The organism is Armatimonadota bacterium, assembly GCA_022563855.1.
GTDB lineage: Bacteria > Armatimonadota > Fimbriimonadia > Fimbriimonadales > Fimbriimonadaceae > JADFMN01.
Genome location: JADFMN010000002.1, coordinates 72,486 through 85,248 on the forward strand (window position 1 = coordinate 72,486; position 12,763 = coordinate 85,248).

The 12,763-nt window shown below is 54.9% G+C and carries 11 protein-coding genes and 1 pseudogene; 7 read left to right on the top strand and 5 right to left on the bottom strand.

What is annotated here, in order from left to right; all coding sequences use genetic code 11:
- Positions 1-302: 302 nt before the first annotated feature.
- Positions 303-1,571 (bottom strand): endonuclease/exonuclease/phosphatase, encoded by a 1,269-nt coding sequence (locus tag IH944_02795; protein ID MCH7903478.1) that lies wholly within the window; start codon positions 1,569-1,571, stop codon positions 303-305.
- 383 nt (positions 1,572-1,954) lie between these two features.
- On the opposite strand from IH944_02795, the gene IH944_02800 reads away from it, so the two are divergent.
- From IH944_02800 to IH944_02830, 7 genes and pseudogenes are all read left to right on the top strand, one after another.
- Positions 1,955-3,127, top strand: coding sequence for a penicillin-binding protein activator (locus tag IH944_02800; protein ID MCH7903479.1), 1,173 nt, complete (start codon positions 1,955-1,957; stop codon positions 3,125-3,127).
- A 62-nt stretch (positions 3,128-3,189) separates the two neighbouring features.
- Positions 3,190-5,136 carry an L-histidine N(alpha)-methyltransferase gene (locus IH944_02805; protein MCH7903480.1) on the top strand — a complete coding sequence of 649 codons (1,947 nt, stop codon included), beginning with the start codon at positions 3,190-3,192 and terminating at the stop codon, positions 5,134-5,136.
- A gap of 42 nt (positions 5,137-5,178) precedes the next feature.
- Positions 5,179-6,057, top strand: a complete 879-nt coding sequence (locus IH944_02810; protein ID MCH7903481.1) for a branched-chain amino acid ABC transporter permease — start codon at positions 5,179-5,181, stop codon at positions 6,055-6,057.
- On the top strand, positions 6,054-6,929 hold the full coding sequence (locus IH944_02815) for a branched-chain amino acid ABC transporter permease (GenBank protein MCH7903482.1): 876 nt from the start codon (positions 6,054-6,056) through the stop codon (positions 6,927-6,929). The genes IH944_02810 and IH944_02815 overlap by 4 nt, the downstream gene beginning before the upstream one ends.
- A gap of 15 nt (positions 6,930-6,944) precedes the next feature.
- Positions 6,945-7,694, top strand: coding sequence for an ABC transporter ATP-binding protein (locus tag IH944_02820; protein MCH7903483.1), 750 nt, complete (start codon positions 6,945-6,947; stop codon positions 7,692-7,694).
- Positions 7,691-8,425 (top strand): ABC transporter ATP-binding protein, encoded by a 735-nt coding sequence (locus IH944_02825; GenBank protein MCH7903484.1) that lies wholly within the window; start codon positions 7,691-7,693, stop codon positions 8,423-8,425. The genes IH944_02820 and IH944_02825 overlap by 4 nt, the downstream gene beginning before the upstream one ends.
- Positions 8,426-8,589: 164 nt before the next feature.
- Positions 8,590-9,342, top strand: a pseudogene (locus tag IH944_02830) (phage Gp37/Gp68 family protein).
- Positions 9,343-9,607: 265 nt separating this feature from the next.
- Here the strand turns inward: IH944_02830 and IH944_02835 are convergent.
- The 4 genes from IH944_02835 to IH944_02850 are packed head-to-tail and all read right to left on the bottom strand — an operon-like array spanning position 9,608 to position 12,625.
- Complete coding sequence (locus IH944_02835; GenBank protein MCH7903485.1) at positions 9,608-10,615, bottom strand: hypothetical protein; 1,008 nt, start codon at positions 10,613-10,615, stop codon at positions 9,608-9,610.
- A 47-nt stretch (positions 10,616-10,662) separates the two neighbouring features.
- Complete coding sequence (locus tag IH944_02840; protein MCH7903486.1) at positions 10,663-11,808, bottom strand: ATP-binding protein; 1,146 nt, start codon at positions 11,806-11,808, stop codon at positions 10,663-10,665.
- Positions 11,809-11,818: 10 nt separating this feature from the next.
- A complete protein-coding gene (locus IH944_02845) occupies positions 11,819-12,127 on the bottom strand; it encodes a hypothetical protein (protein ID MCH7903487.1) in 309 nt (102 codons plus the stop codon).
- Positions 12,128-12,142: 15 nt separating this feature from the next.
- Positions 12,143-12,625, bottom strand: coding sequence for a hypothetical protein (locus tag IH944_02850; protein ID MCH7903488.1), 483 nt, complete (start codon positions 12,623-12,625; stop codon positions 12,143-12,145).
- Between the last annotated feature and the right edge of the window lie 138 nt (positions 12,626-12,763).

Here is a 12,763-nt window from a genome sequence, read left to right on the forward strand (position 1 = left end):
ACTGTCATTCTTGCAGTCCACAATTCATGATAATTTAAGGTTAGGCTGTGAAGTATCCATAATGATTTAGTGGCATTGTTACCACTGGAATCCTTGATGAAGGCCTTCCTGCTTCAGTACTTCGGCACTCGCCGATGCCTGTACTTTTCTCCAGGCATTCAGCATTTTGGCCGACTGAGGATCGCATGTGCGGGGCATCTATAGACAATCGGCGGTGGCAACGCGAGACGCGCTCATGACCGGCTATCTCCGGTGTGAGAGGCCGAGCTGATCGAGGGCTTAAAGCGCCAGTCGGCTCGTTCTTAGGACGGAGCCGAAACTACGGGTCTCTTCACGTCAGGCAACGGGATACGAAACCAGATCGGCATATGGTCACTGACTTTGTGCTCGAATCGCTTGACGAACGCCTTCTGATCTGCCTCGGACAACTGCTCGAACGGTTTGCCTTTCAGCGCTTCGCTAAACAGGTTGACGAAGTCGAACACGCCATAATCCTGCCCTCGCTCGGTCGATCCTGCCTCTTCGTTCTTGAGTTGCTTGAGCCGCTCGTCTCGCGAGAAGAAGCCGATTTGGTCGAAGGTCTCCTTCAAGCGAGCGTTGGTTCGCAACAGCCTTCCGTCGCTACCCATAAACTGCTGGCCTTCACGCCTAGGGTGCGAATGGAGGAACGGAAAGTAAACGTTTACCTCTCTGCCTCCTTTCCTGTTCAGCTCGTCGATCAACTCTATGATCCGCCGGCGATCGTTTTCCGGTTTGTCGAAATCCAGATTTAAGTCGCCCAACAGCAAGATGTTCAGCGAGTCGTTGACGTCTCCCTGCTGCACGCGGCCCATGATCCAGGCCATCAAGGCCTCGAACTCTTGGCGACGGTCTTCAATATAGGTTCCGAAGAACAGGTGCGCGTTTATCGCCATGAAGGTGTAACATTCAGCGCCTGGATGACCGCGAATTTCAAACATCACGCCGAATGGCGTGCGGATGAACGAGACGAACACCGGCATCTTTATCGGAAAAACGGGTTTCCTCGGCGCACTGCCGCCATCAGTCTTGAATTTGTCAAACAACTCGTTATACTTTTTAAGCTTTTTGACGTATTTCTTGTCCTTCTTCGCTTTTTCCACGGCTTGGTGGATGGACTGCTCATTTTCTCCGATGATCTGCAGAACCTTGGAACGATCATAAGTAACGTCCGTTACCATTTCCTTGCGGTTCACGATTGTCCAGTTGAATATGAACGCCAATCGTTCGGCCAATCCACCTTCGTTCGGAAATGAGCCCGTAGTGTCTGATATCACCATTCCAAATTCGTCGCCCATCAATTGCTTGAGGTGGCGCAGGCCGTCAACTTTTTCCAGCACCTCCTGCACTGCCAGCAAGTCGAAGTGCCGAAACACGTCCGCGAAGAATTGCCAAGTGTGAGCGTCACGCTTGCTTTTAGCCCCCAGCTTGCGGATGTTGGCGGAGGCAACGACGGCCGACCCATAGACGCGGGCCGGTATTCCATAACGTTGCGGATCGGCGTTGAGTCTAACGCGAATCTTCTGCCATTCGGTCGCTGTGAATTTTGCCATCTCAGTGTCTCCAGCGAAGTTAACTCAGTCCCAAGCCCAACAGGAGAACAATGATTCTACACGGACTTGCAGGTGTAAAGAATCTTCTGCATTTCATTTCATGGAATTTTCATCCTGGAACTCCTGCCGGAGCCGGTGCCGTTCCGGGGCAACGCTCATGGATCAGGGGGAAGTTTGGTGGAACTCTGGTACTCTGTAGAAAGGAGGCTTGACAGCGTGGGGAACCTGCAGGAAAGGTCGTATATGCGAGGGGTTTATCGGTCTCCTTGGCCTAGCGAGGCCGGGACGCCTGGCAGAGGCCATAGGTCGGCTTCGGCGGACGGCCGTTTTGATGCGCTCCGCCTGTCCCCCTTCCATGCCCTGACTGACAGGCGGGTGTACGAATGAGCGCAACCGTAAAACGCCGGGCCCCTTGGGCCGTCATCATCGTCGCCGCCTTTATCGTCGTCGCGGCCATCGCGTACTTTGCGACGCGACGCACAGCAGACCCCAACGAGCGAGATGTTTTGAAAGTGGGCGTAATCCTACCGCTAACCGGCAGCCTTGCGGAAGGCGGACGGCAGGCGCTACGGGGGCTCGAATTGGCCGTTGACAGATATAACGAAACCGCCGACACGTACCGCATTAAGTTGATCGTTGAGGACTCAAGGTCCGAGCCGAGGGACGGGGTAACCGCGTTTCAGAAACTAGTGGCCGTGGACGGCGTAAAAGTCGTCGTGGGCGGTTTAATGAGTTCTGTCACCTTGGCAATAGCGCCAATCGCTGAACGCGAACAAGTGATTGTCCTGTCTCCAGGCTCCTCAAATCCCAAGGTAAGAGACGCAGGCGATTACATCTTTCGGAATTGGGCCTCCGACGACTATGATGGGCGTGTTATGGCAGCTTACGCATTCGAGTCTCTGAACAAGCGAAGAGCGGCCGTCCTTTACATTAACAATGATTATGGACTAGGCCTTGCTGAGGCATTCAGAATCACATTCGAGGAGCTTGGTGGCGAGGTTTCTCTTATGGAACCCTATGCGCAGGGTCAGTCAGACTTCAGACCGCTTTTGGCCAAAGTGAGCGACTACGTAGTTGATTGCATATTCTTTCCCGGTCAGCCCAGCGAAAATGGGACGATTGTGAGACAGTGCCGCGAACTGGATATCGTGGCAACCCTATTGGCCAATCTGTCCGTCGAGTCCCCAGATTTCGTCACCGCAGCTGCGGGGACACAGGCGGGAGTCATCTATAGCACACCTGCCTTTGACCCATCCTCAGACGAACCTACAGTCAAGGAGTTCGTCCGTGCCTTTAGCGACCAATACGGTGACCCCCCTGGCATTGTGGCTGGGCATGCCTTTGACGCTGGAAACATACTCATCGAAGCCTTACGGCGAGCTGATTTTGACCTCGCCAGACTCAAACAGGAGCTCTATGGGATTGCAAACTTCGATGGAGTGACAGGCGTAACGACATTTGACGAAAGAGGCGACGTTCACAAGGATGTCATGATCAAAGTGATCCAGCCAGACCTCAGTACGAGCGTGTTGCAGAGGTATTCACCGCATTCGTGATGAAATGCTAAGGGCTTAGGAGCCGTAATTATGACCTCGACCCCCCCCCTGTTACTTCCGGTTTGGACGTATTCAAGAAAACTCTCAGTGGCCATTCCGAGCTAGGCCGCGGGTACGAAGACTTATGGGACACAGCGTACGACCATTGGACCAGGTTTGTACAAGCTGGCAATAAGAAGGACATATCGCAAGGGTGGGATCACTGCAGGAGGGTTGAACTGAACCTGTGGCGCCTTCTGCGGAAACACTGGGACCAATTTTCTTGGGAGTCCCTTTATATTCTTACTGCATGTGCTGCACTCCACGATATTGGCAAGCTGGGTTGCGAGATACCGGATCACGGCAAACTGGCCTACCAGATCATTCGGAAAGACGATAAGGGATTTTTCCACGATGTAGCAACGCGTGAAATCGTCGCCGGCATCGCCCTGTATCACTCAGGAGGTGACACCTCCCAGTTGGAGGACAGCGTGGAACTGGGAAGAACCGCAATGCTGGTTCACCCAATGGCGTTAGCCGCCATTTTCAGAATGGCAGACATGATGGACACCACGATGGATAGAGTGTCCGTACGCCTCATAGAGGAGAAAATCCCCGGAATAGAAAAGTATACACCCGTCGCTGAAATCAGGAGTGCGATAGCGCGCATTGAGATTCACCCACAGTACCCAACAGTAGTCAAAGTCGTTTGCGATTCAGAGGATAAACGCCTAGTGGATCTTGTCTTCAAATACGTTGTAAAGATGAACGCAGAACTGGGAGACGATCATAAGAGACTCATGCTAAACGTTCCCACCACGTACATGCACGGGAAAACACTGCGGACGGACAGAATATTGTTACCTCACGAGTTCCTCCTGGAACGAAGGGGAGAATCGAACGACTTTGATTTGGAGACACCGGTGAAAGCACGCTCCACAAAGCGAAAAGTCAGCAAACGTGGCTCTGGAGCCACTAAGTCCGGTGACGGCAAACAGCGCACAAGAGACAGGCGTGAGCCAGAAGAAGCCTCTGCTGGCTGGGGAGTACTTAGTTTCCCCGATCTGCGTCGGACCTCTTTTTACTACAAGCAGCATCTCTGCGAACAGTTGGAGAGGTCCGACGAGATTGATCACCGGTATCTATACTGGGGGTTGGAAGGAGCAGAGGCGTGGTTAAAAGTCACCAACGATCGCCGATACGAGCTGGCGAGGCTCACGTACGATCAGGTGCACAATGCGCTGGACTCCCTGCTTGACGATATTGTGGATGACACACTACCGGGCATGGATTACGTGAGCCTTGGCCCGGGTGACGGTGAAAAGGATGCACTAATGCTGGAGGGACTGTATCGCAGGCTTGGTAGCTCTCGAACGTGTACGTACTATCCCGTCGACTTCAGCTACCATCTTGTTCGTTGGACATTGGCCTATCTGGAAACGCACATGGTGGGGGGAAGCATAGGTGACTGGTACACCCATAAAGTAGACAAGCGCCCTTTCCTGTGTGACTTCCTACAACTTCCAGACTCTGATCACGGTTTTTGGAACACAGGATGGCCCAAGCTGTTTGCGCTCTTAGGGAGCACACTAGGCAATTTTGCCGAACTGAAATTACTTCGGGCCATTGCCCATGCAATGTCCGAAAATGACTGGTTGCTCATAGACGCCGAACTGCACGCTGACCGTACTGATGACGAGCTGTTACAACAGTATTCGGACACTGGGAAGCTAATGACCTTTCTATCGACTCCATTCCATTATTTAGAAGGTGCTACACCTCCCGATGGGGAGAAGTTGCGAGCTACCGTCGAAGATGGCTTTAGTGATATTGATGGGTCGAAGAGTGTAGTAGTCCGGTACGAGTTCGACAGCAGGGATATCGTGCTGACGAAAACAACTAAGTATGACGCCGATAGGCTGAAGATACGGCTGTGGGATTCTGGCTTTCAGGTGACCCGCGAATTCGGCGACGGCGGCCGCTGTTTGCTGTGGCTGCTAAAGACGCGCTCAACGGGCAGCGGGCAGTAGATCCTCGCCTTACTGCCCGGGTTGGGCTACACTGTACGAAACATCGTGGTACAGATCCTGGGAAATGGGTTAAGCGCGGGCTCCGCATTTGCGCTGCTCGCCCTGGGCTTCGCGCTCATCTTTCAAACGACCCGTTTCTTCCACTTCGCCCACGGGGCGGTGGTGACGGCGGGGGCGTATCTGACGTTCCTATTCGCCGTGATTCTCGGCTGGCCGCTGTGGGTTGCGGCGGTGTTGGCGATCATCCTGGCCGGTGTGTTGGGCGTGTTGATGGAGCTGGGCGTCTTTCGGCCGATGCGAAAGAAGGGGGCGACGCCGTTCGTGCTGTTGCTAGCGTCCCTGGGGTTGTTCGTGGTCATTCAGAACGTCATCTCAATGATCTTCGGCGACGGCGTGAAGACCTTGAGATCCGGAGTCGTTCAAGAAGGCATCCCGATCCTCGGCGCGCGCATCACGCCTATTCAGATCTGGACCATCGCCATCGCGGTCATACTGTTCGTCGCGGTAAGCCTCTTCCTGTCCCGAACTCGCATGGGAAAAGCGATGCGCGCGGTGGCGAACGACCCCGAGTTAGCGTACGTTTCCGGCATCGGGAGCGACCGGATCATCCTGTGTACCTTCTTCATCGGCTCCTGCCTGGCTGCGGTGGCGGCCATCCTGATCGCCCTGGACGTTGACATGACGCCGACCATGGGGATGAACGCGCTGTTGATGGGCGTGGTGGCGGTCATCATCGGCGGCGTGGGCAGCGTGCCCGGCGCGGCACTGGGGGGGCTGTTGCTGGGCCTGGCGCGCAGTTTCGGCGTGTGGCAAATCAACTCCGCGTGGCAGGACGCGATTGCATTCGGCATCCTGCTGCTGTTCCTGCTGTTTCGGCCCCAGGGCTTCTTCGGCAAGCCGCTACGGAAGGCGCAGGTATGAACTACCTGCTCCACGTCCTCATCCTGATCTGCATCTACATCATCCTTGCCGTTTCGCTGAACATCATCTCCGGTTACGGCGGGCTTCTTTCACTGGCACACGCCGCTTTCTTCGGTGTGGGTGCCTACACCGCCGCGCTGCTTTCGTTGCACTACGGCACCCAGTTTCTGGCCAACATCGTCGCTGCCATCGTTCTTGCGGCGCTTTTGGGCGCGGTCGTCGGCGCGCCGTCGCTGAGGCTGCATGGCGATTACTTCATCCTGGCGACGTTCGCCTTGCAGATCATCATATTTTCGGTCATGAACAACTGGATAGATTTAACCGGCGGCCCAATGGGTCTGCCCGGAATTCCGCAACCGAACCTGTTTGGGTGGGAGGTGAACACACACGCGGAGTTCTTAGCGCTGAGCCTTGGGCTGGCGGCACTTACGTTTCTGTTCGCCCACCGGCTGGTCAGCTCGCCGTTCGGCCGCGTGCTGAAGGCGATCCGCGAGGACGAAGTGTTCGCGCAGTCGCTGGGCAAGAACGTGGCGAAGTATAAGTTGGTCGTGTTTGCAACCGGGGCGGCGCTGGCGTCGGTGGCCGGCGTGCTCTACGCGCAGTACATCACATTCATCGACCCGACGAGTTTCACCCTAATGGAGTCCATCTTCATTCTCTCTGTGGTCATCATCGGCGGCGCTGGGAACCTGTGGGGATCGGTGGTGGGTGCCGTTATGCTTGTGGCGATTCCCGAGCTGCTACGATTCGTAGGCATGCCGAGCGACATCGCGGCGAACATGCGGCAGATTCTGTATGGCGCGCTTCTGATGTTGTTCATGATGTATCGGTCGCAGGGAATAATAGGAGAGCACTCATTCAGACAGAGATAGGTTGTGCAGGAAGAACTGGTCTTGACGGTTGAGCGGGTGTCGAAGGCGTTCGGCGGAGTCCGCGCGCTTCAGGACTTCTCGTGCCGGATCGAGCCGCGAACCATCGTCGGCCTCATCGGGCCGAACGGCGCCGGCAAAACCACCCTTTTCAACGTCATCACAGGCTTCATCGCTCCCGACGCAGGAAGCGTGTCGCTGGACGGCAGAGAACTGACACGCCACGCCCCTTTCCGAATCGCACGAATGGGCATTAGCCGCACCTTCCAAGACCTACGGTTGCTGCGGCAGATGACGGTGCTTGACAACCTGCTCCTTGCCGGTACAGGCGGGCTGGGAGAAGGTCTCTGGTCTCCGTTCTTTTCTCCGCGCTGGCTGGCTGACCGGCGACGGAGAAACGAACCGAGGGCGATGGACCTTCTGGAGTTCGTCGGGCTCGCTGACCAGGCGAACCACCTGGGCTCTGAACTCTCTTACGGCCAGCAGAAACTGGTGGCATTGGCGTGCTGCCTGGCGACCGACCCGGATTTGCTCATGCTCGACGAGCCAGTCTCAGGCATCCATCCGGCACTTGTCGAGAAGATTCTCGAGATGATGCAAGGCTTCCCTAAGCAGGGGAAGACGGTCGTATTCATCGAGCACAACCTGGAAGCCGTTATGGAAGTGGCGGACAAAGTGATAGTAATGGACGAGGGAAAGAAACTTACGGAAGGGGCACCGAGCATCATCAGAGACGACCCGCGAGTGATCGAGGCCTATTTGGAATGACACAGGTAGATAGCACCGCTCAGCCGCTGCTCGAAGTCCGGAACCTTGAAACAGGCTATGGGAATCTAAAGGTGCTGCACGGCATATCTTTGGACGTTGGGCAACAGGATATCGTAGCCCTCGTCGGGCCGAACGGAAGTGGCAAATCCACCATGCTGAAGGCGATCTTCGGCTTGCTGCCCGCGTGGTCTGGAACCGTAAGTTTCGACGGCACCGAGACCCAGGGCCGCAACCCCATTCTGAATGTCGAAGACGGCCTCTGTTACGTACCACAAGGCAGCCGGGTCTTCACAGACATGACGGTGCAGGAGAATCTGGAGATGGGCGCCTACACACTCCAGAACGGAAACGAGGTCGGGCGGCGACTGCAACGCGCATATTCGCTCTTCCCTCGGCTCGAGGAACGGAAGCGACAACTCGCCGGCAAACTGAGCGGCGGCGAGAAGCAGATCCTTGCGCTTGCCCGGGCCTTAATGGTCGAACCGAGGCTACTTCTCCTGGACGAACCGTCCCTCGGCCTCTCACCTCAGTTGGCCAAGGTCGCGCTCGAAACCGTCATGCAGATCAACCGAGAACTGGGCACCGCAATTCTCATTGTCGAGCAGAACGTCAAGGAAGTGCTCACCATCGCGCAGCGTGTATACGTTCTGAGACTAGGCCGCATCGCCTTGCACGACACGCCGGAGAGACTCGCCAAAAAGGGTGAGCTACGCAAGTTATTCCTAGGTTGAGTCACTTCAACTACGGGTCTGGCCCAAAAGCGTCCTCGGCTGCTGCCGCGCGTATACGGTGCCCGCAGGGATGTTTGCAAAGGTTGTCACAAACAAGCCAAACCGAAAGTCCGGTATCTTTCCAGATGGACATAGCTACCGGTTGACGTTTAAGGATCAAGCCCGTGCCTAGACAATCGAGCATCGAATGGACGCTTTGGACGTGGAACCCGGTCACTGGCTGCACCAAGGTCAGCCAGGGGTGCAAGAACTTCTATGCGGAGCGGTTGGCAAAGCGGCTAAAGGCTATGCGTTCACCCCGATAACGGGACGGCTTCAAGGTGTCAGTGCACCACGATCTTGTCGACGAGCCAAAGCGGTGACGTAAAGGTCGGCTGATCTTCGTTAACAGCATGTCAGATATCATCCATGAAGACGTGCCGCTGAGTTTCATTCGGAAGGTCTTCAAAACAATTGAAGAGTGTGACCACCACATCTTCCAGGTGCTGACGAAACGAAGTGCACGCCTTGCGGAGCTGGCGGACGAACTTCCTTGGCCGTCAAACGTTTGGATGAGGGTCAGCGTCGAGGACGAGCGCGTCGTTCACCGCATTGACGATCTTCGTACAACTCCTGCCCAAGTCAAGTTCCTCTCGCTAGAGCCCCTGATTGGTCCTCTCGATAATCTCAACCTTGATGGCATTCAGTGGGTGATTGTGGGCGGCGAGTCCGGACCTCGCTCGCGACCGATTGAAAAAGATTGGGTGCGGAGTAGTCGCACACAGTGCGAAACGGGCGACGTTGCTTTCTTTTTCAAGCAGTGGGGCGGTGTGCGCAAGCATGTTACAGGTCGTGAGTTGGATGGACGAACGTGGGATGAGTTTCCAACGATGCCGGGGGTGTCTGCGCAACGTGCCCTGAGGCAGGCTGGTTCGTAGCCTTTACCTCTGATACATCTGAATCAGATTCCCGCAAGTGTTCTTTCTCGCGCATGGCTTGGCGAAGTCGTCATGGAGGATGACCGGTGCTTGCTGAAGCCTGCTGAACAAAGCGTCGCTGAAGCGCTCCAACTCCAGTATACGTCGTGACCATCTCTCCGGCGAATTGTCTGACCAACTTCGCCTCAACGTTAGTGGTCATGCCTTGTAAGTCAAGGTAGAGGATGCAGCGGTTCCGCGCCCGTTTGAGCAGCGGTAGAACTAGCTACCAAACATCATCGAGCGTTTTGGCGTTCTCAAGGTCGGCGCGCGTGGTGTACCGCATGTTCTGAAGGTGCTTCACGCGACCTTTTGAAACGTACTTGATCGGGCCGATCTCCGTTGCCGGGCTGACGAAATTCAACACGTACTTATTCGTGTCTTGCCAGGGCTCGATCGACGCGACCTCGGCAATGTGTGTGATCGCCGAGACTGGCGCCGTTCGGTAGGCAGCAATGTACTTGATCTGGGAGCGCATCGTTCCGCCAATCCTGATCTGGTACCAGCGATCCTCGCCGAGGAAAGTTTCTTGGAAGCCGTCTTCATGCGCAGGGACGACGACGGTGTCGATGTCGCCGACTTCGTATTTCTTGGCGGTTGGCTCGCTTGATCGAGTTGGCGTCGGCGCAACTTCTGCAAGGAACGGCGTAAACCTATAGCAGACCTCGTTGTCAGGATTTGCGTACCGAGCAAGCTCGAGAATGTCCACGCTGAACTTGAACTTCTCGGTCAGGCTTCGTTCCAGGCCGTCGGGGATCTGATCGATGATTACAAGCACCCGGAACGGTTCATCATGGATCGCCGTGTGTAGCACGTGGTCGATGTTGCGAAAGCCGCTCTTCTCTGCGTAATCCTCGATCAGGTCAAGTTGCTGTTGGAATTGTAGCGTTTCATGGACGATGCGCTGGACGGCGTTGCGGCTGTCGTCGAATGCCATAGAAAATTGGAGGAGCTGGACGGCGATGTGACGAAGAGGGTCGTGGCTTGCAAGCTCATTTTCAACTACGTAAAGTCGTGGGCGATGGCCAGAAAGATCGACGAGGTATCCATCAGGAATGCTTCCTTTGCCATGGCTCGCGCTGATTTTCTTCTTGGTGTCGACGTAAATGCGATCTGGCCCGAACAATTCACGGGATAGCTTGATGATCGACTCCTCCAGGTCGGCCTCCACTTTGAAGTCGACGCGTGAGAACAATGCTCCTGTAGTCCGTACGATCTCAGTGCCTTCAGACATAGTTCTTCTTCAGATCAGTCTAGCCTAGGCGTTCGAGCTTCAGCGGATTATTCGCGCTTGTTTGTGAGGTCGAATCCGATCTTCCGGTATTCCTCCTCGTCAAATTTCGGCTTTCGGCGACCTAGAGCAATTAAGACGTCGTCCGTTCGGATCTTACGTTCATCTAAAACTACTGAATGTGCCGCCTCGCTGCATGTGACTTCGATATCAGCACAGGTCAGACCCTCAGACTGTTCTGCCATCTTTTTGTAATCGAGCTCATCGATCGGGCGTTCATCGAGATGGACGTGGAAGAGTTCTTCCCGAGCCTCGAAATCTGGCAGGCCGACAAAGATGAGTTTGTCAAACCGGCCTGGACGGATCGCAGCTGGATCGAGCGAGTCGAGATTATTCGTTGCTCCTACCACGAGAATTCTATCTTCTGCAGCCTTGTTTAGTTGCGTTAGGAATTCGCTGACCTCGCCAACAGCGTGTTGGTGTACATCAGTTCGTCTAGGAATCATTGAGTCGATCTCATCCAAGAAGATCATGCTTGGCGCCGCTTCCCGCGCGTCATCGAAGAGCTTCTTTATCTTGCCCTGGGTGCCGTGTATGTATATGCTCCCGAGATCGGAGGGCTTGACGTCGAAGAACTCAAACTCAAGGATCTTCGCCAGCCTGTTCGCGATGAATGTCTTTCCACAGCCCGGCGGTCCGTAGAGTATCACGCCGTTGGGAAGAGCGAGCTTGAACTTGTTGAAGAGAGCTGGTTGGCGTAGCGGAAGGATTACACTGGATTCGAGTTCGACCTTTAGTTCGCGCATTCCTGCGACGCCGTGCCAGATCCCGCTATCGGTAGATTCTCTCGTACGCGAACTTTCCCAGTGTGGAATTTCTTCGTAGCCCAGGTCTTCCTTGAGTTCGATTTTCATTGCTTGAGCGGTCACGTTTTCCGGGTGGATCTCACATTCTAACAACGTCCATGCAAGTGCCTCCCGGACTTTATTCTTAGATCGCAAGACGTCAATCTTGAACAGCCACGCCTTTTGTCTTTCGATCCCATCTTGATCGAACAAATTGTACTGGGGCTCCCGCGCGATCTTGTCGAGGAGATTGAGTGCTCGTTGAACGCGTCCTTGTTGTAGGAGCCTCCGAACCCTTTCCTGCCACTTCAGGCTCTTGACTTTACGCAGATCATCCGTACTTCTTCTCATTGGATCGAGCCTAAGGTGAGTAGTCGTATTGCTTTAGCCAACGCCGGGCAGTGTCGAGTTCGGTCTCCGTGAAGAGGGGCCAGAACTTCTCGTTCGCAAGTATCTGGGCTTCGACGGTGAGGTCGATTCGCTTGCGCATGTAGAGTTCGACAAAGCCGTGTGAAACTTCCGGTGCCCGTAGTAGGATGTGCGCCGTTTCCAGGCCTTGGTGCTCCTCCAGCATCCTCATGAAGCGCGTCGCGTTGTACTTGCATTCTGACTTCGCTCGATCGTAGATCGAACGCATCAAAACGTGGAATTCTGCTTCGAGTTCAGTCATGGTCTGTTCCGGTGTTCATACGAATATGTTTGCAGCTGAATGGGCGGGATCCGTAGGGTTATGACAATTGGGGAGTTCGGCGCAACACTTATTGATTCCAGTTATTAGCGTCGTGTCCATCGTCACGATGAACAGGCGTTCCTTGGGGATGTCGTAGTAGTCCATCAAGTATCTGCCGGTAGAAGCTAGAATCAGGTCTGGTAGGCCCACGTTCAACCACCTCGGCCTTTGCTTTAGAAAGGCCTCGTGAAACCGGTCGACGCCGATGATAATTTCTCTATCAGACTGAACATCGTGAACGTGGACCTTGCGCCGCGTCGCCTTCATTTTCTTGTGTGACATCGAAACCAGATCGCGTAGCCGCGCTCGTGACTTCTGATACCCGTCAGAGGAAGTCCACCAGCATCCGGTTGCCTTGTAGTAGTTCTTGGCCAAAGCCTTGAATGCCTCGGCGACACATATGTCGGGCACGTAAACACGGGCTTTATTGACCTTCATTTGTGATTCAATCTCGCTCCACCAGAGTCGACAAGCCTTGATCCGGTCGCGGTCTGCTTGGGGGCGATTCGCAGGGGTCGTTCGGTGTTGGTTAAATGGTAGGGCGTAGTTTGCTAGGAAGCACGCATCGACCAAGTA